Source organism: Sinomicrobium oceani, from assembly GCF_900119185.1.
GTDB lineage: Bacteria > Bacteroidota > Bacteroidia > Flavobacteriales > Flavobacteriaceae > Sinomicrobium > Sinomicrobium oceani.
Window position 1 is genome coordinate 87,918 of the sequence record NZ_FPJE01000010.1, and the last position, 20,709, is coordinate 108,626.

Genomic DNA, 20,709 nt, shown 5'->3' on the forward strand with positions numbered 1-20,709 from the left:
TTATACCTTTTTCATGTACATCCGGAAATACTTGACGGGCACCCAGAGAAAACCAAAACATTCACCCTCTTCTTTCCCGGTATGCTTGTGATGTTGCTTATGTGCACGTCGGATACCCAGCAGGTAAGGGCTTTTGGTATTGCGAAATATCCGTATGCGCTGATGTATAAAGATATCGTGTACCAGAAAATAAGCCAGTCCGTAAAGCGTGATCCCCAGACCTATGTAAAACCAGTAATTAAAGCCGTGTAAAGAACCGTAAAACATCATACCTATGGCCGGTATGGCAAAGATCAGGAAAAAATAATCGTTCCGCTCCATGGTTCCGGTATGACTTTTATCGTGATGATCCCTATGGAGGGTCCACAAGAATCCGTGCATGACATACTTGTGGGTGAGCCATGTGATCCCTTCCATTAAAAAAAATGTAACAAGTACGATCAGTACATTCATAACGCAGTATTTTTTGAACTCTTTTTATTAAAACGGTCTTCCAGGATTTGTTGCCTGTAGTCGAATATACGATTTAGTTTGCGTTTTACCACGAGACGGTGCATCCATCGGCCAAGTATCCCGAAAGGGAGTTTGTACTGCACCGTGTCCCTGGCCAGCACGCCTTTTTCGTTCGGAATAAATTCGTGAAAGTGATTCCAAATCGCATAGGGCCCCTTTTTCTGAAAATCCGTAAAGCTATGTCCTTCGTTCACCTGTGTAATCTCCGTTTGCCAGTGGAGTTTTATACCGAGCAGGGGAGATACCTTATAGTCGATAAGCATCCCTTCAAACATTTCGGACTGAGGTTCGGAAATGATGGTAAAACCCATATCGTCCGGAGTGATATCCGGGAGGTTCCCGGGGTCGGAGAAAAATCTCCAGGCTGTTTCCCGGTCGCAATACAACTGTTGTTCTCTGTGCAATACATATATCATGGTACCATCGTATTTTTTTCTTCCCGAGTCAGCAGCGCTGCATTTTCCATGTAACTTATGATAAAATGCCGTAATTCCGGGTCGGAGATACGGTGAAAATAGCTCAGAATAAATTCCTTGTCCGCTGCTATATCCGATTTATATTGAAGAATGCCCGGAATTTCCTGTTGAACGGACATACGTATAAATCGGATTTCCACAATATCGGGAGCCCGCCTTACGGCTTCTTCAAGGTTGTTTTTTCCCTCCGAAAAAGTTTTCAGTTTTTTGAAGGGGTTAAAAAAGTGTTTGGCCCTGATGATCTGAAAAGCTCCGAGATAAGCCAATGCAAGGTTATTGTCCGGGATATTACTCAGGATATCGAGGGTTTCCAGGCAAACGTTTTTGTCAAAAGGAGCCATGGTGTAACGTTCGCGTATATCATGGGGTAACAGGGGGCTCTCTGCGGATAATCCTTTGGTTAGTATAAAACATACGATAAACATTAATTTCATATCATAGCCATTTTGAATTGCAGGTAACTGCTCATCATCAGGGACAGTTTTCTTCCGTTGTGAATACGCACACGTTGGGCTACGATCTTCTGCGCCGGTGTTTGTTGTATTTTACGAAAGAGGGAAATATAGTAGGTATAGGCGAGATACACCCCGAACTTAGCCGTATGGGGGAGCATTTTTATACCTTCCAGAGCTTCCCGGAATTCCTGTTCGATCTCGTTTTCGATCTTCGATTTAACCTCACTGTTAAAGGCCTCCATGTTTACATCGGGAAAATACGTCCTTCCGAGGATGTTGTAATCGTGTTTCAGGTCGCGCAGAAAGTTTACCTTCTGAAAGGCAGAACCGAGCTTCATGGCATAGGGCTTCAGTTTTTCGTACTCTTTCTTATCGCCTTTGACGAATACCTGCAGGCACATCAATCCTATGACTTCTGCCGAACCGAGAATATACCTGTCATACAGTTGTGTATTATAGGCTACCTGTTGCAAATCCATTTGCATGCTTTGCAGGAAGGTGTCGATGAGTTCCCGGTCTATACTATATCTGTTTACGGTTTGCTGGAAAGCATTGATAATGGGGTTCAGCGCAATGTGCTCGTCAAGGGCATAATAGGTTTCCCGGGTTAGTTGTTCCAGAAGTCCTTTCTTGTCGTGATCGTGAAAGCTGTCTACGATTTCATCGGCAAGGCGTGCATAGCCATAGATGGCATATATTGCAGGACGTATATCACTTCCAAGAGCAAGGATCCCGAGCGAAAAACTCGTGCTGTATTTCTTTGTCGTTTCCTGGCATATACGGAAGGATAGCTCATCGAATAATATTTTCATACCGGTACATGTTTTAGTTGATTAATTTCTGCAGCCACTATTTTTCCGGAAATAATGGAAGGCGGAACCCCCGGGCCCGGAACGGTGAGCTGACCGGTGTAATAGAGGTTTTTTATTTTACGGTTGCGTATGGAAGGTTTCAGAACGGCGGTTTGTTTGAGCGTATTGGCCAGTCCGTAAGCATTGCCCTGATAGGCATTGTAGTCTGCGATGAAATCTTTAATACAGTAACTTCTCTTATAGTCGATCCGCGAGGCCATGGCCGTCATTCCGGTATGCCTTTCCAACCTGGATATCATCTCTTCAAAATACTGTTCCCGGAGTGTTTCGTTATCCGCTATACCCGTTGCCAAAGGCATGAGGAGGAAGAGGTTTTCATGTCCTTCCGGGGCGACACCGGGATCGGTTTTTGAAGGACAACAAGCGTAAAAAAGTGGTTTGGAGGGCCATTTCTTATCACGATAGATCTCATGGGCATGCAGATCGAGATCGTTCTCGAAAAACAGCGTGTGATGTTTCAGTCCGGGAATGCGGGTGTTAAAACCGAGATAATAGATGAGGCAGGAGGGCGCAAATACCCTATTCTGCCAATAGTTCTCCGTATAATTGCGATATTTTTTGTCGAGTAAGGTTTCCGTATGATGATAGTCGGATGATGCTATGACCGTATCAAAACAGATCTCGTTTCCGTTAACAGTCAGCGAAACGGCTTTATCATCCCTGATATTGATTTCGGATACGTGGGCACGGAGATGGAGTTGTGCTCCCTGTTTTTGAGCTACAGCAATCATAGCTTCCGATACTTTATAAAAACCTCCCATAGGATACCAGGTACCCAGTCCGTATCCTCCGTAGTTCATCAGGCTGTACATCGCGGGAATGTCGGCAGGTGCAGCCCCGAGAAACAGTACGGGAAACTCCATGAGCGCTACCAGTTTCGGATGTTTGAAATAATGACGCACATGATTCCGGAAACTGGTGAGCAGATCGAGTTTTAAAGCATTTCTGGCGATTTTCGGCGAAAAAAATTCCAGCCACGACAAACAGGGTTTATTTACAAAATCGCGCATGCCGACCTCGTATTTTATACGGGCCTCCTCCATAAATTTGTCCAGTTTCGGACCTGCACCTTCTTCCAGGTCTTCAAAAACCCTGCGCATATCCTCATATTTCTCCGGAATAGCCATAAGCCCGTCATTGAAGATCATTTCAAATTGGGGGTCTAAAGAAACGAGTTTGTAAAAGTGTTCCGGAGAAGTGCCGAAGTCCCTGAAAAAATCTTCGATAATGTCCGGCATCCAGTACCAGCTCGGCCCCATATCGAACGTATAGCCGTTGGCGGTTGTAAATTGACGGGCACGCCCTCCCGCAATATCATTTTTTTCGAAGATATGTACTTCATGGCCGGCTGCTGCCGTATATGCTGCGGAGGAAATACCCGAAAACCCCGAACCGATTATGGCAATTTTCTTTTTCATATATTAATTTTTCCCCGGCAAATATTTATCTTCAACCGTATTCAGCAATTCCTGTGCAGAAAGATTTTCACTGTATATGGGATGATGAAATTTATCAAGCTTATCCAGTAACCTTATCAGTTCCATCTTTTCCGGATGTGAAAGGTTGCCGGTAACGATATTGGTAGCTGTCCGTATCTTGTTCATCTGTTGTTCAAGTGTGTCTTTCCCCTTGGAAGTCAGTGTTATAACACGACTTCTTTTGTCGTCTGCGGATTTTTTCTGTTCCACCCAGCCGTATTTCAACAAACGCCGGATAATCTGCATTCCGGCCGATTTGTCCTGAATATTCTTCTTGATCAGTTGCATCTTGGTCATAGGACCGAACGCCATGAGATTGATGAGGTAGATAAATTCTTCCTGAGTGGAGAAATCGGAATCGTAGATAGCAGATTTCGAATAGGTTTTTGCATAGCGGTTGAGGTGGACCAGCAAAGTATTGATGACACTTTCCGCGCTACGTCCGTTTTCTTTTCCTTCCCAATAGGGCTCCGGTTCTTCCGCAGATTTCTCTGTGAGGTAAATCCATTTTTTAAATCCTGCTACTCCCGGGCCGTAGCGGTTATACTCCGGAGACTTTTCATAGCTTTCTGCCAGAGAAATTATATGTCGTATAAAAGTGTAGCCCATAACGCTGTAAAAATAATTTAGTATAAAAATATACTTTTATTTTTACAAATTGGTTTGTTTTTATTCTTTTTTGATGTGTACTACACTTTAGTGTACAAATAGCTGTCCGAATCAGATTTCGGGTATGGCCTCCGATTAGTCGGTAAAAAGCCTGTAAAATTCTTTTTTCCGGAACTTTACAGGCTTCTTGTTTAATGGTATTGCTATGTTGATTTTACTTGCGGATAAACCTTCGGGTTTTCTCCGTGCCGCCGGCATTCATTTTAAGAATATAAATCCCGCTTTTGAGATGAGATACATCGATATCCTCCCCGGGTGTGATATTCCGGAAGGGAATGACCAGCCGCCCGTTGATATCAAAAACACCTATAGCTGCTTTCTCTCCGTCAAACTCCACTTGCAAATGTCCGGGGGTGGGGTTAGGGTAGAGAATACTTTCCGTTTCGGGGGAGGCTTGCTGTTGTGCCACGGTTGAGCCGGAAGCCTGCGATATGATCCGCCACCAGTTTATGTTCCATCCGCCGCTTTGTGCGTAGATCCCGAAGTTATAGGTGCCGGCGTTGATATACACGTTATGGGAGACGGTGGTCCAGTTTTGCCATCCTCCTGTGGAGGGGATGCCTACATTACCCAGTACGGTAGCCCCGGCATTGACATCGAGTGATAGCTGTCCGCCTCCGTTTTCGCTTGCTACCCGGTATTGAATGGTATAGTTGCCGGACGCGGGGATATTGATATTGTTATAAGCCATCCAGTCGCCCGTGTCTATATAACCCACATTGAGTCCGCCACCGGAATCTGTGGTGTTTTCGGTTTGCACGCCGCTCATAGTACTGTAATCTTCTGCTTCTATGTGCTGAGAAATGCCGGGGTTACCCCCACCACCGCCATTGCGCTGATAAACCCTTACATAATCTACGTATAGTCTGGCCGGAAGTGCACTGTTGTCTACCTGGAAACCCGGCCAGTTTCCGCCTATGGCCATATTGAGCAGAATGAAAAAATTCTCATGAAATTCGTGGGTACCGTTGACGCCGTTACTGATATCTGCTTCATGATATTGCTGTCCGTCCATAAACCAGCGGATATAGTTAGCGTCCCACTCCACGCTATACACGTGGTATGCCGTAACATTGGCGGGCGTATCGCCGCCATAGCTCGCGTAATTTCCGTTGTGATCTTCCCAGTGTATGGTGCCGTGTATTTCGGGGGCAGTATTGATGTGCTCCATGATGTCTATTTCCCCGCATTTGGGCCATCCTACGGACGAAATGCTGTTACCGAGCATCCAGAAAGCAGGCCAGGTACCCAGTGCGGAGGGCATGGCTATACGGGCTTCTATTTTTCCGTATTTAAATGATTTCTTTCCCTGTGTTTTCATGCGGGCCGAAGTGTAATTATATCCGCCGAAGCTCTCCTGCTTTGCCGTAATGACCAGGGCACCGTTTTCTACGGTAGCATTTTGCGAACGATAGTACTGGAGTTCGTTATTACCCCAGCCATTACTGCCGTTACCGGTCTCGAAAACCCAGTCCGGACCGATACCGCCCGTAAATTCGTCCTGCCATACCAGTTGCCAGTCGTCATTGGCAGCATTGTCCGGTGTGGTATGATCCCCGAAACCTATCACTACTTTTTGCGGGTTTGGTGTGTGTACGGAAGAGGAATAATCCCATACGTCGTCATAGGGAAAGCCGTAGGAAAGATCGTCTATGCTGATCCCCTGCTGATGCCAGAACTTGGCATAATGGTTGCACGGCGACTGGAGGTAGTATTGCGAATCGTCGGACCAGTCCTGTTGTCCGACATTGGGAGTGGAAATATCGATAACATGCCTGTTCAGGGCGGCACAGATCTGAGCCTGTACGAGTTTGTCCGTGGTTCCGTCCTGTACGTCCATATCAAGAACTCCTTTTCCTTCAAACACCTCCTGTGTGGTAGGCCGCCTTGTGATTATGGCCTGCCGTCCCTGGAAACCTCCGGTAACAGCGGTCATGACCAGTTGTTCCCCTTGTACACGTCCCTGCCATATACCCGCATCACCGGAATCAAAGATCAGGTCTTCTGTGGCATATTTTGCCCAGACCGCGTCTACATAAGGTTTCATATAGTTTACATAAGGTCCCGGATTGGGCATGGTTCCTACGCTTCCGTCTGCAAAATCCTCGATCTTCCCGGGGGCTGTAATCTCTTCCGTGGTCGTATCCAGGCATCCCTGGAACTCCGTGGGGACGCTCGAAGGAAATGCAGCGAGAATATCCGTGTGCGAAGCCTGTTCGCCGACTTTTTTGTAATAACCGTCATTGCCGAACAATTCCATGGTCAGTGGATATTGATAGGAATCGACCCGGGTTGGATTTCCGAAAAAGCCGTATTGATTATTGGTCAGTTCAATAATCTCATACTTTATTCCGATGTTGGGGTCCGTAGGATTGGTATAGCTGGGCGATGTGTACCCGCGCTGGGCCCCCGAAGCTCCGAAAAAATAGAGATAAAGCGGGCTGCCTATGGCGATAAAGACCCGACATCCCTGTATGGGAGGCAGCATAATGGTCTTGTTGGGAATATCGCTCAGGCGTGTAAAACAGTCGGCGTATTTACCGTCACCTCCCGGGCCGGCATTGCCTCCTACAACAGGGCCTTGTATGGTGTTATAGGATGGCGCCATCGGAAATACGGTACTGGTTGCCGTATTTACCCATACATGCTGGCTGGGAACGGCAAGATCTTCGCCCACGACAGCGACATAGAGCTCACTGTCAGGGTAGGGCGAATTATTGTTGATCGTAAAGGGAACGGTTGTCTGCGCTTTTACCGGGACGCCGGTGAGCATCAGTAAAAGCAGAATGGGGTACAGTATTGTTTTCATAAGTAGGATTTTTGGGTTTTAAGATTTTTTAATCGTTAGTTTTTAATGACGGGGATACTCACAGGTTGTCGTCCCGGACTAAAGACCTTGAGGTAATACACGCCCCGGGGCAGGGCCATACCTTCAATGACGATTTCGTTATGCCCTTTATGCAGTTTACCTTTCTGTATGTTTTTGATCAGTCTTCCGGTCCTGTCGAAGAGCTGTATACTGGTAGGTCCACTTTCTTTCAGGTTCAGAAGCAATGTTGCCGATCCGGAAAAAGGGTTGGGATAAAGCGTTGCCGGGGCCTGTTCTTTGGCAGACAAAGCCGCATTACAGGGTCCGAGATATTCCCAGACATCCCAGGGGCCGGAATGTGTATCGGGATTTTCGTTTTGCGTCCACCATTTGGCCCGGTAGCGTCCGCCGTTATGCGAGACCTCGTCGTCAGCTACGTATATGGCTCCGGAACTCCAGGCAGGAGCCGTACATCCCGAGACCGAAGCAGCGGTAATCGTAACCTGCGCAGAAGCCGTATTTCCGTCATTATCCGTAACGGTAGCGGTAATGGTATAGGTGCCGTCAGCAGGTGGCGTCCAGGATGCGGTATACGTACCTCCCTGTGTTCCCGAAGCCGTAATGGTTTGATTATTTACCTGGAATACTACGGCAGTTATACTCCCGTCATCACTGGCATTGGCCGTAAGGGTCAGCGGGGACCCCGTGGTTACCGTACTGCCGTTAGCAGGAGCGGTAAAGTAGATGCCGGGATCACCTCCGTTACCCTGGCAATTATCCGGCGCTTCGTCGTGAATGGCGTTGAGCAGCGAAGTGGTTATATTATCATTGGTGTCCTGTGAGAGTTCCCAGATCATAATACCCGATGCCCGCTGTGCGGCCAGTTGGGTCTTCTGGCGGATGGTATTCAGACCGTTATAATAGTCGCCATTATACGTGTCGTTATTCGGGTTGGCCCCGTTAGCAACCAGGTTTCGGTAAGAGCTCCAGGAAGGACGGGCATAAAAGGGTACACCAAGTACGGCTTTTGAGGCCGGAAGCCCCCGGCCAAGCCAATAATCGAGGGTTTGCACCGCATAGCTGTAGGGCGAATGGGTAGCGCCGCTCCCGCCGTCATAAGCCATGAGGTTCAGAAAATCGACATGGGGAAATACACTGTCCAGTATACCGTCGGCATAATAGCCTACGGCAGCAACAGCAGCTGTAAGAAGCTTGCCGTTATTGTGCATAACCTCGGCGAGTTTCTGCATCATGGCGGCATAATTCTGGGGTTCGTTACCTTCCCGGGGATATTCCCAGTCGATATCCACACCGTCGAGATTGTATTGATTGACCAGGCTCAGCAGGTTGTCCGCAAAATTCTGGCGGGAAGTTGCGCTGGCAGCTAAAGTCTCGAATCCGGGATTGTTGAGGTCCGTCCAGCCTCCCACAGCGATCATGACTTTTACACCGCTGGCATGTGCATTCGATACGATCTGCTGTAGTTTGGAAGGGTTCTCGATGGCCGTAAGACTACCGTCGCCCGAAGCTTGCGGATTTATAAAAGCATAGATGATGTGGGTGAGCTTATCGTATTGAATTTCTGCAGCGGTCCCTGACCAGGAAGGCATATAGCCCACGATACGGAATTCGTCCGGACAATTCGATTCAGAGCTTACCGTAACAGTTACCGTTTCGGATGTGGTTGTCGTTCCGTCATCGGCAGTAGCCACAATACGGAGCGTATGACTTCCGGAAGGAATATCATTCCAGTCAAAACCATAAGGAGCTTCCGTATCTTCTCCCAGCTTATCATCGCCGTTAAAGAATTCTATTTTGGAGACCGGCCCTCCGGAGACCGAAGCTTCTATGCGAATATTTTCCCCGGCCTGAAGTGTTGTGCCGTTTTGCGGTGCGGTAATTTGCACGGTGGGAGCAACCGGACCGTCACCGGCAAAAGTTTCGTTGACTGTATTGATCAGTGGAGAGGACACCGAAGACCACCGTTTCAGTTTATTTCCGTATTGTTGTGCGGTTCCGCCGAATTTAAGGTCACCATATACTGTCCAGACAATAGCGCCCGCCAGTTGGTTGTCCATTATAAATTGCGATTTATAGGAAACAGACTCTTCATCGTCATAACTAAGGAAGTAATTATCTTTGGTGAGATAAGGTACTTTGGCCTGATCGTCCCAATGGCGGGTCCATCCTCCCGAACTCATGGTCTGTTCGATAAAGAAATGGTTAGGGGTACCGTCGTAGACATCTCTCGGCCAGTTGACAAAATCGGCACAGGTTACTATAGGGCCATCCGGCTGTACGGTCTCATTTCGTTTTTGAGTGGTAACATTCAATCCGGCAGGTCCGTCTGTAACCACACCACGGCCGTAAAACGGCATCCCGAAGTTTATTTTGCTTTTGGGTACACCGAGTGAATTCAGGGCGGTGAATGTAGATTGCCAGTTAAAATCGGGAGCTTCGGCACCGTCGTAGGGAAATAAAGGAGAATTGTGCCCTGCAATATCAGACCATCCGCCATTAAAGTCGTACGTCATAAAATTGAAATAATCCATCACCGCCGATAAGCCGGACCAGTTGAAACCCTGTATTTTTACAGGGTCGGCCGAGAAAGCAGCAGTAATCAGTTTATCCGGGCCTATGGCTGCACGAAGCTCCTGTACGAGGGTAAGAAAATTGGCATAATCGGCCTGACTTCCGGTAAAATTCATTCCCGCATAAGGCCCGGGATATTCCCAGTCAAGGTCGATACCGTCAAAACCAGTAGCGATAAGTTTCTGGCAGTCGGCAATAAAGACTGCTCTTTTTTGCGGGTCTGCAGCCATTTCCGGAAAATGTTTGCACATACTCCAGCCTCCTATGGAAGCCATCACTTTAACGCCGTTTTGGTGGGCGAGGTCGAGTACACCGGGAGCACCGTCTTCTTTGTGAAGCGGAAGGGGTAGCGAACCGCTAAGCCCCCATGAAGGATGTTGCCAGGTAGTACCGTTGACTTCCACGACGAAACCCTGTGCTTCCGCCCTGGTTTTTATTGCTTCACTGATGTAATGTACCGGTTCTGTTTCTCCGAATAGCAGGAGCATATCCCAACTGTCGTAGATACTGGTAAAGAAAATATCCGCAGGTTGCTGTACCTGGCCGTCCTGGTGAATATTCTTGTTACGCAGATCCCCGCTGTGTAACGACCCGTCCACAGCTACACCGAAAAAAGAATAATTGAGAATAGTGTATTTGGAATAGTCGATGTTGAGATGAGTCAGGGCTCCTGCGGACGGAAGTCCGGCTGCCGAACTCTTCCAGGCATCCCAGTTGGTGATGTAACCGATAATCTCTTTCTGATGATCTGCCGTGGTGGCGTTTCCGCCAGTACTTACCTGGGCACGGACATAAAGGACATTGACGAATGCAAAGCATACGATTAGGGGCATCATCCTTTTCCAATCAAAGGATGGTAGTAGGTGTAGGTTCATAATTTAGGGTATTTGTGTTTCGATAAAATAAATTTAAGTAGCAATTTCTTACTTGTTCAGACATTTAAAAATTACAAAAAAAATAGGTGTATGTGCAATTTTTTTAGCTAAGTAACATTATTTTATAGCTAAACAGACGGAATTTACTTACAAACATTTCTTACGATCCGAAACAATAATATCCTGAAAACTAATTGTGTTCTTAGCACATTTAAGCATCTTAATTACCGTCTGTAATAAAAGAGGAGTGGAAAGTCCCGCACGTTCAATAGTCCGGTAATGGTGAACAGGACAGAACAGGACACATTTTTTTGGAAATAATGATATTTTTGACCTGTAACTTTCAAGGAGACAAAAAAATTGTGATCACCGACATGGGATTGTTCTGCTGCCCTGATAAAGACTCTGTCTTTTTACATGAAATAGGATACCCGAAATTTATGCATGGTGTAACCAATAAAACCAAAACTATTTTTATGATGTTAAAAAAACTGCATGTAATAGTATGCCTTATGGCCTCTACCGTACTGCTGGCACAGGAAAAAGAACGTACCGGAACGGTAGTCGACGGACAGGGTATTCCCGTTCCCGGGGCTAATGTTCTTGTAAAGGGCACCAATAGAGGTACACAGACAGATTTTGACGGAAATTTTCAACTTCTGGCTTCCGAAGGGGAAACACTTATATTTTCATATATCGGTATGAAATCCGTAGAAAAAGTAATAGGCACGGAGACCACTCTGCATATAAGTCTTGAGGAGAATACCGAAAATCTCGATGAGGTCGTGGTTATCGGGTACGGAACCCAAAGCAAACGAAAGGTAACGGGGTCGGTAAGTTCGGTAGAAGTAGAGCAGATGGAATCACAGCCCAATACCAATGTGGCACAGGCCATGAGAGGACGTGTGGCAGGGGTACAGTTCAACGATAACGGCAGACCGGGACAAAGCGGTAACCTGCTTATCAGGGGACAATCGTCTCTCACCGCGAGCAATGATCCGCTGATCATACTGGACGGGGCTTTTTTCTACGGTGAACTCTCCGATATCAACCCGGCCGATGTGGCTTCTATGGAGGTGCTCAAAGACGCCAGTGCTACCGCTATTTACGGGGCAAGAGCGGCAAATGGGGTTATTCTTATTACGTCCAAAGGAGGAACTTCCGAAAAACCGCTTATACGTTTCAATACCTATGCGGGGTTTTCGGAATATGCCAATACTGTGCCGTTATATGACGCGGAGGGATACCTGAAACGCCGGAGGGACTATAATATTCAGAATGCAGGAGCAGGTGAAACACCCATACTGGACGTAGAAAATATACTCGATTCCCGGACGGAGTTATTACAATACCAGAACGGTGAAACCGTAGATCCCTGGAAATATGTTAAACAGGGAGCAGTACAGAGTTCGTATAATCTGAGCGTTTCCGGACGTACCGAAAAAACCAATTATTTTATCTCCGGAGGATATGTAGATGAAAAGGGACTGATCTATGGTGATAAAGCCAGCAGGTTATCACTGCGGATGAATATGGAAAACAAAATTACCCCCTGGCTTACCGTCGGGGTGAACAGCATGTATTCCCAGCGTAATCTTTCCGGTGTTAATGCCGATATCGAAGGGGTCTACTGGTTATCTCCCTATGCCCGTGTGCGTGACGAGAACGGGGAAATCCTTCCGTATCCGACCAACGACCAGCTATTGCTCAATCCGCTGTTCAATGCTACACAACGGAAAAATGAAGAGATATACAATAACCTGATGGCCAGTGCCTTCCTTAAAATAGATTTCCCTTTCCTGGAAGGACTTTCATACCGGTTCAATTATAACCCCAATATTCAATGGGGGCACAATTATACCTTTATTCCCATCTACAGACAACATGGGATTAACAATCTCGGTGCGGCCAATAAGACCAACGAAAACCGCTTCAACTGGCAGATGGAGCATATCGTTAAATTCGAAAAAAGGATAAAGGACCACAATTTCGATCTGACACTGCTATACGGAGCCAATAGCCTCTATATGGAGACTACCACGGCAGAAGGGAGAAACTTCTTTACCGATGTCAACGGGTGGGATAACCTGGAAATAGCCGATGTACAGCGCAACTATTCATCAGGAGAAGATCGTACGGGAGTATCGGCAATGGCACGGCTCAATTACCAGTTCAAGGACCGGTATCTCTTTACGTTTACGATGCGTAGAGACGGTTCTTCGGTGTTCGGGGCCAATAATAAGTATGGTAATTTTCCCTCTGCGGCGTTGGGGTGGATTGTTACCGAGGAGCCATTTATGGACGCAAGCCGGGAAAAGATCAATCTTCTGAAATTGCGTTTATCCTACGGGAAGATCGGTAACCAGGCGGTGTCCCCGTATTCTTCCCTGGATAAATCCATGTTCGACCAGTATGTTTTCGGGGATGGGAGCGATACCTATACCGGATCGTTCCCCGTATCGGATAATATGCCCAACCCCAACCTGAAATGGGAGACTTCCGTTTCTTTCAACGCTGCCATCGATTTCGGATTATTCAATAACCGCATAGACGGTACGCTGGAATATTACAACACCAAAACGACAGATCTCCTGACTGGGCGAAGTATCCCTACAGCCAATGGCTTTTCCAATGTGCTGACCAATATCGGGGAAATCAATAACAGGGGGGTGGAGATCACCCTGAACACCGTCAATGTCAATAAGAATGATTTCCGGTGGACATCTTCTGCGGTCTTTTCGTCCAATAAAAACGAGATCATACATCTCTACGGAAGTGATGCCGATGGCGACGGAAGAGAAGACGATGATCTTAATAACCGTTGGTTTATAGGACAGCCTATCGGTGTAAATTTCGATTATGCTTTTGACGGTATTTACCAGGAAGGCGATGAATTGCCGGACGGATACCGTCCGGGATGGGTACGGGTAAAAGATATTAACGGTGACGGACAGATTACCCCGGAAGACCGGACCGTACTCAGCCAGAGACAGCCGAAATACCGTATAGGGTTCGGTAATGATTTCCGGTATAAGGGCGTATCCCTTTCTTTCTTCCTGAATGCGGCGGCAGGCTGGAAAGCCCCGTTGCCTTTACTGGACCCGAGTCCGTATTCCGGAACCAATTACGCAGGAAGGTCTGTTAACATGATCGACGCAGGGTACTGGACACCCGAAAACCGTTCCGCCACCAGGCCATCCCTGAACTGGACCAACCCCCTGGGAATGTCTTTCTACCAAAGCCGTGACTTTATCCGTTTACAGGATATTACCATTGCCTATAATTTTACCGATGACCTGGTAAAGAAACTGGGGTTAAACGCACTTAAGGTATACGTCAGCGGACGGAATATATATACCTGGACAGACTGGATGGGCCCGGATCCCGAAAGCGGATACTCCACCATCAGGGACCTTTATCCTTCGGCCAGAACTATCGTAGGAGGACTCGATATCAGTTTCTAACCCATAAAATGCAAGAGATGAAAAACAATATAAATAATACCGTCTGTATAGTATTGATAGGGATTGCATCCGTATTGTCATCCTGTCAGAAAGATTTTTTAAAGGAAGAACCTATAGGAATTCCCAATTCCGGGAACCTGCTGGTGGATAAGGAAGGGTTTGAAAGTGCCATAACCGGTTTGCATATTGCAGCCAGGGAATTATTCTTTTACCCGGATGGCTCCAGGATGAGCTCTTTATGGTTGGGAACCGATGTAGCCTGTACGGGAGACCGTGGACTGGCTGATTTCGAAAACTATACCACCTGGCTTACCCCGACGCAATGGAGTGCCGAATTTTACTGGAACTGGGCTTACCTCGATCTTATTCCGCGGGCTAATAATATTATCGAATACATAGACAACCCCGATATCGAATGGAGCAGTGAAGCAGAAAAGAATGCGATTATTGCCGAGGCAAGGTTTTTCCGTGGGTATGCGTATAACCTTCTGGCCAACCTTTACGGAGGCGTACCGATAGTGAACAAGATCTCCGATAGCCCAAAGACGGATTTCGTAAGAAATACGCGAACGGAAGTCTATGAGTTTGTAAAGGAAGACCTGGAATACGCCAGCGAATGGTTACCTGTGGAAGCCCCGGAAGACGGCAGGATCGAGCAGGGGGCGGCCAATCATCTCCTGGCGGAAGTGTACATCAGTCTGGAAGATTATGAAGCAGCCATTGCCAGTGCTACGGCAGTGATCGGTTCACCCCGTTACCAACTGATGACCGAGCGGTTCGGGAATTATACCGATACCCCCGGCGATGTATATGCCGATCTGTTTAAAGACGAAAACCAGAACCGCTCTACGACAACCAATACCGAGACCATTTGGGCATTGCAGTTCGAATTTCAGACCCCGGGAGGTACTGCCGGAGGTCAAAAATGGTATGCCAACGGATGGTTGCGGGCGTGGGGACCAAAATGGTGGGACCTGAGAGATCCGGATGGTAATACCGGAATGGAACTTACAACGGATAGTCTGGGAAGAGGCGTAGCCTGGGTGAGACCCACCCCTTATTTTTATGATGAAGTATGGAAAGAAGATCCGAATGATATGCGAAACTCAAAGTATAATATCAAACGGAAATACTATTACAACAATCCGTCGTCTGCCTATTTCGGACAGGAGGTAAATCCGGCGACAATTCAGGCAGATACCATGGTCAACTATTATCCGATGATTATGAAAATAGAGCCGCAGTTGTTTCCCGAAGGCGAATCTTTCGGAAGGGCTTTTAAAGATACCTATATCATGCGTGTTGCCGAGACGTACCTGTTACGCGCAGAAGCGTATTGGCGTATGGGAAATTCCGAAATGGCCGCTGCGGATATCAACAAACTCAGAAACCGTGCTCATGCCGAAGAAGTGGAAGCCGCGGAAGTAGACCTGGATTATATTCTCGATGAAAGGGCAAGGGAGCTCATTATAGAAGAGCCGAGGAGACTTACGCTGAACAGGGTAGGGAAACTTGCGGAAAGAGTGAGAAAATACAATCCCGAAAGCGGAAGTTCCGTCCAGGATTATCACAATCTTTTTCCTATTCCGCTTTCCGCGATCGATGCCAATATAGACGTAGAGCTGGGACAGAATTTTGGATATTAACACAACAACACGTAAGTACAGGACAGTTGAACCCAAAGGAAGTTCTAAATTTGAAAAAACCTGCAACTTGTAACTTACAACCTGTAACCTGCAACTACATACATATCGTAGTATACAAAACATATTGGTATGAAATATTTTATAGTATTGGTTTCTTTATTATGTATCATTTTACCCGCAGATTACGGTTATGCTTCGGAAATATGGGTGTCAGGTAAAGGAAGCGATGAAAACCCCGGAACCAGAGAAAAGCCCCTGGCTTCCGTGGCTATGGCCATACGAAAAGCACGGGAATTGCGAAGGCTGGACGATCCGTCCGTAAAAGAGGGTATAGATATCATCATAGCTGACGGGACCTATGTATTGGACAGTCCTGTTCTGTTGAGGCCGGAAGATTCCGGTACGCCGGATAGCCCTACGATAATAAGGGCTGCCGAAGGGGCACATCCGGTGCTTTCGGGCGGACGTGCTATTGGCGGCTGGGAAAAGCTGCGGCAACCCGTAACAGGGCTCCCGAAAAATGCGGAAGGAAAGGTGTGGGTCACCGATATTCCTTTTGAGAAAGGAGGCTGGCTGCAGTTCCGGCAACTCTGGGTGAACGGAAAAAAGGCAGTACTGGCCAATACCCTGAACGATGGTACCCTGGACCGTATCCTGTCGGTAAACAAGAAAGAAGAAGCATTGTGGATCCCCACACCAAATATTACGTTTGGCAATGGTTCCCACCCGGAATTTATCATTCATCAGTGGTGGGCCATAGCCAATCTCAGGGTTAGAAATATAGAGAAAGAAGGCCGTAAAACCAGGCTTACCTTTGAGCAACCGGAAAGTACAATAGAATTCGAACATCCCTGGCCGGCTCCTTTTATCGATGAAAAGAAAGAATACAACGGCAATTCGGCGTTCTTTTTCAGCAATGCCATAGAATTGCTCAACAGTCCAGGGGAATGGTTTGCCGATTATAAAACCGGGAAAATATATTACTGGCCGGAAGAAGGGCAAGACATGCAAAATGCCGAAGTTATTGTTCCGTTTCTGCAATCGATTACTTTAATTAAGGGTACAAAAGACCGCCCCGTTTCCCATATCGGGTTTAAGGGGATAACTTTTGCGCATACCACCTGGCTGCGTCCGTCACATCAAGGACATGTGCCTTTGCAGGCCGGGTTTTATATTCTCGATGCTTATAAGCTGGAAGAACCGGGCACGCCGGATAAGGCCGCCCTCGAAAACCAGGCATGGATAGGACGGCAACCCGCTGCCCTGGAGGCCAGGTATGCCAGTGAGATAACTATAGAACGCTGCCGGTTTATTCATACGGCAGCAACCGCAGTCGATTTTGTGGAAGGGGTTTCGCACAGCCGGTTGGAAGGCAATGTGTTTTCCGATATCGGGGGTACCGGGATACAGGCCGGTTTTTTTGGCGATGCCGCTTTCGAAGCACATTTGCCATACGATCCTTCCGATCCGCGCGAACTGGTTCGCGATATAAGAATAGCGAACAACCTGGTTTCCGATGCGACTAATGAAGACTGGGGATGTGCCGGGGTCAGTGTGGGATACGCCCGGAATATAGCCATAGTACACAACGAAATAACCGATGTCAATTATTCCGGGATCTGTGTCGGATGGGGATGGACGAAGACTGTAAATGCTTCCCGGGACAACCTGGTGCACGCCAACAGGATACACCGGTTCGCCAAACAGATGTACGACGTGGGAGGGGTGTACACCCTCTCTGCCCAGCCCAATACCGAGATCAGCGAAAATGCCATCTATGACCTGCAAAAAGCGCCTTATGCCCATATTCCCGAACACTACCAGTATGTATACCTGGACGAAGGGTCTTCCTATATACGCATTATAAATAACTGGACCGAAAAAGATAAGTTCTTTTCCAATACGCCCGGTCCCGGGAATACCTGGGAAAACAACGGTCCTGACGTAGCTGAAGAAATCAAGGAAAAGGCAGGAATTCAACCGGAATACAGGGATATTTTAAAAAAATAGGTGCCGTATGATGTGGAAAAGGTCACCTTGTTACCGGTGAAGGTACGTTTGCCGGAAAGTTTACAGAAGTAGGGAGAGAAAGAAAAGTATGGGTTAATCGTGAAAACACCATGAAAGACAATAAAAAACTAAGACTTGGAATACTGGGGCTCGGAGAAGGGAGAAGCACTATGCATGCCGCTTTGTCCGGATCCGGGATAGAACTCGTACAGGTATGTGACCGGAATGAGGATTTGTGCCGCCACCGGGCAGAAGAGATGGGCTTCGGAAATTATACCACCGATTATGAGGATATGCTGAAAAACCCGGATATAGAAGCTATAGCGATCTATACCCCGGATCATTTGCATGCTACACACATCCGTGCAGCTTTGGAAGCCGGAAAGCACGTGGTATGTACCAAACCCCTGCTCGATGACCTTAAAGATGCACCGGGGTTACTGAAACTGCAACGGGAAAAGGGGTTAAAACTGTTTGTCGGCCAGAGTAGTCGTTTTTTCGAACCGATGAAACGGCAACGTAAAGATTACGAAGCCGGGCTTATCGGCGAATTGATTACCGTAGAAGCTTATTACCATGCCGATCATCGTTGGTTTCTGTCCAAACCCTGGTCGCTCGAATCCTCGTTTCAATGGTTGTACGGCGGACTCAGTCACCCCGTAGATTTTATCCGTTGGTATCTGCCCGATATCGAAGAAGTCATGGGGTATGGAATGCTGAGTGCCAACGGTAAAAAAGGAGGACTGAAAAACCCGGATACCATGCATTTTATCTTTAAGGCTTCGGACGGAAAGGTAGCCCGTGTTTCCGGGGCTTATACGGGGCCTGTACAGCCCGTAAACCGCGACAGTGAAATGAGCTGTGTACTCCGTGGTACCGAAGGCTGCAGCCAGGGCGATTATATGGACCTCCGTTATGCGATCACCGATAAAACCGGGGAGGAGCGTATGGTAACATGGGAGCATAAACTCAAATACTATTTTCCGTTTGAAGGGAAAAGCCACCATGCGGGAGAATACCGGAATTACCTCGAATATTTTGCCGCGAGCATACGAAATAATGAGACCGCCTATCCCGACCTGGAGGAAGGTATAGGGACCGTTGCACTTTTAAAAGCTATGGAACGGTCCCTGCAATCGGGAAAACCGGAGAAGGTAAAAGAAGTACTTCGGGAATACGGACTTTGATGAAGAAGTTTTCCGGATAAAGAACTTGGAGGTATAAGATTTAAGATGGAGAAATGAATATATACGATAAGCTGCAACCACTCGATTTTATTGTAGTAGGGCTTTACCTTGCTATAGTGATCGGTATCGGGGCCTGGGTGAGTTTCCGGAACAGAACTGCGGTTGGGGAGAACCCTTTTCTTGCAGGAAATTCGCTTCGGTGGCCTGGTATTGGTTTTACCATGTGGGGGACCAATGTTGGTCCCTCCATGCTTATCGCATCGGCCAGTATCGGGTTTACTACAGGTATAGTAGCGGGAAATTTTGCATGGTACGCCTTTATTTTCATATTTCTGCTTGCCGCCGTTTTTGCCCCGCGGTATCTTGGAGCCGGAACGGCTACATTGCCGGGATATATGGGAAACAGGTTCGGAGATACTACCCGCAACATACTCGCCTGGTACACCCTGATCACTATTCTGGTCAGCTGGTTATCGCTTACCCTGTTCGCCGGGGGAATTCTGATCCGGCAAATACTGGGACTCCCCATGTGGCTATCCGTTATGGTACTCCTGGCCATAGCCGCTTTTTTTACCATTGCAGGCGGACTTAAAACCATCGCGTATACCAATGTATTCCAGATGATCCTGCTTATCATAGTATCCCTCGCGCTTACACTTGTAGGCCTGGACAGGGCAGGAGGAACAGCTGCTTTGGCAACCGCCACACCGTCCGGTTTCTGGAACCTTTTTCTTCCCGCCGACAATCCCGATTATCCCTGGCCGGCCATTATACTGGGCTACCCGGTCATGGGCGTATGGTTCTGGTGTACCGATCAATCCATGGTACAATCGGTTCTGGGAGCAAAAAGTTTAAAACAGGGACAATTGGGAGCGAACTTTACAGGATGGTTAAAAATACTTGATGTTCCGTTGTTTATCCTGCCCGGAATATTGTGTTACGTACTTTTTCCGGACCTGGACGATCCGGATAAGGCGTATATGACTATGGTTACCGAACTTTTTCCTCCCGGTATGCAGGGACTGGTCATGGCAGTGCTTATCGCCGCGTTGGTCAGTACGGTAGATTCCGCATTAAACGCCCTGAGTACGGTGTTTACCATGGACATTTATGTGAAAAAATACAAACCGGAAGCAGGTTCCGCGGAAATCAGGAGAACCGGACACCTGGTAACTCTTGCAGGGGCGGCTATAGCTGTGTGTATCACGCTGGCTATAGACAGTATAAAAGGACTGAACCTGTTTGATGTATTTCAGTCCGTACTCGGATTTATCGCACCACCGATGACAACGGTATTCCTTTTCGGCGTATTGTGGAAACGGACGACCACAAAGGCGGTAAACAGTATACTCACTTTCGGAACACTGTTGAGTATGGGGACCGGGATATGCTATTTGTGGATCTTTCCGGCGGATACGTATGATTTCTGGCCACATTTTTTGCTTTTGTCCTTCTATCTTTTTCTGTTGCTGTCGGTTTTGATGGTACTGATCTCCCTGACGGACAAATCAGGTTCCGCAGAAGTATCTCCCGAAGAAAGAAAAGCTGCAGGGATGTCGGGTAAAGTACGCTGGCTATGGGGAGCCCTGGCGGTAGTTATGATCGTGTTGTATGTCCTTTTTAACGGGCGTTAGTAAAATATAAAAAGAGAGACCAACTATAC

The 20,709-nt window shown here is 47.4% G+C and carries 13 protein-coding genes; 5 read left to right on the top strand and 8 right to left on the bottom strand.

Translation table 11 applies throughout. From position 1 onward, the window contains the following. The 8 genes from BT112_RS10430 to BT112_RS10465 form a co-directional block, all read right to left on the bottom strand. Positions 1 to 453, bottom strand: a complete 453-nt coding sequence (locus BT112_RS10430; protein ID WP_072317316.1) for a sterol desaturase family protein — start codon at positions 451 to 453, stop codon at positions 1 to 3. Continuing rightward, positions 450 to 929 (bottom strand): SRPBCC family protein, encoded by a 480-nt coding sequence (locus tag BT112_RS10435; RefSeq protein ID WP_072317317.1) that lies wholly within the window; start codon positions 927 to 929, stop codon positions 450 to 452. The genes BT112_RS10430 and BT112_RS10435 overlap by 4 nt, the downstream gene beginning before the upstream one ends. After that, positions 926 to 1,423: a hypothetical protein gene (locus BT112_RS10440; protein WP_072317318.1), complete on the bottom strand. Its 498-nt coding sequence runs from the start codon at positions 1,421 to 1,423 to the stop codon at positions 926 to 928. Before BT112_RS10440 ends, BT112_RS10435 begins: the two co-directional genes overlap by 4 nt. Beyond that, positions 1,420 to 2,256: a phytoene/squalene synthase family protein gene (locus BT112_RS10445; RefSeq protein WP_072317319.1), complete on the bottom strand. Its 837-nt coding sequence runs from the start codon at positions 2,254 to 2,256 to the stop codon at positions 1,420 to 1,422. Before BT112_RS10445 ends, BT112_RS10440 begins: the two co-directional genes overlap by 4 nt. Further along, complete coding sequence (locus BT112_RS10450; RefSeq protein WP_072317320.1) at positions 2,253 to 3,734, bottom strand: phytoene desaturase family protein; 1,482 nt, start codon at positions 3,732 to 3,734, stop codon at positions 2,253 to 2,255. Before BT112_RS10450 ends, BT112_RS10445 begins: the two co-directional genes overlap by 4 nt. A gap of 3 nt (positions 3,735 to 3,737) precedes the next feature. Next, positions 3,738 to 4,403 carry a MarR family winged helix-turn-helix transcriptional regulator gene (locus BT112_RS21645; RefSeq protein ID WP_072317321.1) on the bottom strand — a complete coding sequence of 222 codons (666 nt, stop codon included), beginning with the start codon at positions 4,401 to 4,403 and terminating at the stop codon, positions 3,738 to 3,740. 214 nt (positions 4,404 to 4,617) lie between these two features. Then, positions 4,618 to 7,272: a beta-1,3-glucanase family protein gene (locus BT112_RS22000; RefSeq protein ID WP_217652366.1), complete on the bottom strand. Its 2,655-nt coding sequence runs from the start codon at positions 7,270 to 7,272 to the stop codon at positions 4,618 to 4,620. Between the two features lie 35 nt (positions 7,273 to 7,307). Further along, positions 7,308 to 10,739: a glycosyl hydrolase family 18 protein gene (locus BT112_RS10465; protein ID WP_083564871.1), complete on the bottom strand. Its 3,432-nt coding sequence runs from the start codon at positions 10,737 to 10,739 to the stop codon at positions 7,308 to 7,310. A 476-nt stretch (positions 10,740 to 11,215) separates the two neighbouring features. On the opposite strand from BT112_RS10465, the gene BT112_RS10470 reads away from it, so the two are divergent. From BT112_RS10470 to BT112_RS10490, 5 genes are all read left to right on the top strand, one after another. Beyond that, positions 11,216 to 14,203: a SusC/RagA family TonB-linked outer membrane protein gene (locus BT112_RS10470; protein ID WP_217652367.1), complete on the top strand. Its 2,988-nt coding sequence runs from the start codon at positions 11,216 to 11,218 to the stop codon at positions 14,201 to 14,203. A 17-nt stretch (positions 14,204 to 14,220) separates the two neighbouring features. Then, the gene (locus BT112_RS10475; RefSeq protein ID WP_083564872.1) at positions 14,221 to 15,849 is read left to right on the top strand and encodes a RagB/SusD family nutrient uptake outer membrane protein; all 1,629 of its coding nucleotides are present in this window, start codon (positions 14,221 to 14,223) and stop codon (positions 15,847 to 15,849) included. Between the two features lie 129 nt (positions 15,850 to 15,978). Continuing rightward, positions 15,979 to 17,859: a right-handed parallel beta-helix repeat-containing protein gene (locus BT112_RS10480; protein ID WP_072317325.1), complete on the top strand. Its 1,881-nt coding sequence runs from the start codon at positions 15,979 to 15,981 to the stop codon at positions 17,857 to 17,859. A 110-nt stretch (positions 17,860 to 17,969) separates the two neighbouring features. Continuing rightward, complete coding sequence (locus tag BT112_RS10485; protein WP_072317326.1) at positions 17,970 to 19,046, top strand: Gfo/Idh/MocA family protein; 1,077 nt, start codon at positions 17,970 to 17,972, stop codon at positions 19,044 to 19,046. 53 nt (positions 19,047 to 19,099) lie between these two features. After that, on the top strand, positions 19,100 to 20,680 hold the full coding sequence (locus tag BT112_RS10490) for a sodium:solute symporter family transporter (RefSeq protein WP_072317327.1): 1,581 nt from the start codon (positions 19,100 to 19,102) through the stop codon (positions 20,678 to 20,680). The last annotated feature ends 29 nt before the right edge of the window (positions 20,681 to 20,709 follow it).

Bases quoted from the DNA above. Each gene is read 5' to 3' on its own strand.
- BT112_RS10430 (WP_072317316.1), bottom strand. From the start codon at position 453: ATGAATGTACTGATCGTACTTGTTACATTTTTTTTAATGGAAGGGATC.
- BT112_RS10435 (WP_072317317.1), bottom strand. From the start codon at position 929: ATGATATATGTATTGCACAGAGAACAACAGTTGTATTGCGACCGGGAA.
- BT112_RS10440 (WP_072317318.1), bottom strand. From the start codon at position 1,423: ATGAAATTAATGTTTATCGTATGTTTTATACTAACCAAAGGATTATCC.
- BT112_RS10445 (WP_072317319.1), bottom strand. From the start codon at position 2,256: ATGAAAATATTATTCGATGAGCTATCCTTCCGTATATGCCAGGAAACG.
- BT112_RS10450 (WP_072317320.1), bottom strand. From the start codon at position 3,734: ATGAAAAAGAAAATTGCCATAATCGGTTCGGGGTTTTCGGGTATTTCC.
- BT112_RS21645 (WP_072317321.1), bottom strand. From the start codon at position 4,403: ATGGGCTACACTTTTATACGACATATAATTTCTCTGGCAGAAAGCTAT.
- BT112_RS22000 (WP_217652366.1), bottom strand. From the start codon at position 7,272: ATGAAAACAATACTGTACCCCATTCTGCTTTTACTGATGCTCACCGGC.
- BT112_RS10465 (WP_083564871.1), bottom strand. From the start codon at position 10,739: ATGAACCTACACCTACTACCATCCTTTGATTGGAAAAGGATGATGCCC.
- BT112_RS10470 (WP_217652367.1), top strand. From the start codon at position 11,216: ATGATGTTAAAAAAACTGCATGTAATAGTATGCCTTATGGCCTCTACC.
- BT112_RS10475 (WP_083564872.1), top strand. From the start codon at position 14,221: ATGAAAAACAATATAAATAATACCGTCTGTATAGTATTGATAGGGATT.
- BT112_RS10480 (WP_072317325.1), top strand. From the start codon at position 15,979: ATGAAATATTTTATAGTATTGGTTTCTTTATTATGTATCATTTTACCC.
- BT112_RS10485 (WP_072317326.1), top strand. From the start codon at position 17,970: ATGAAAGACAATAAAAAACTAAGACTTGGAATACTGGGGCTCGGAGAA.
- BT112_RS10490 (WP_072317327.1), top strand. From the start codon at position 19,100: ATGAATATATACGATAAGCTGCAACCACTCGATTTTATTGTAGTAGGG.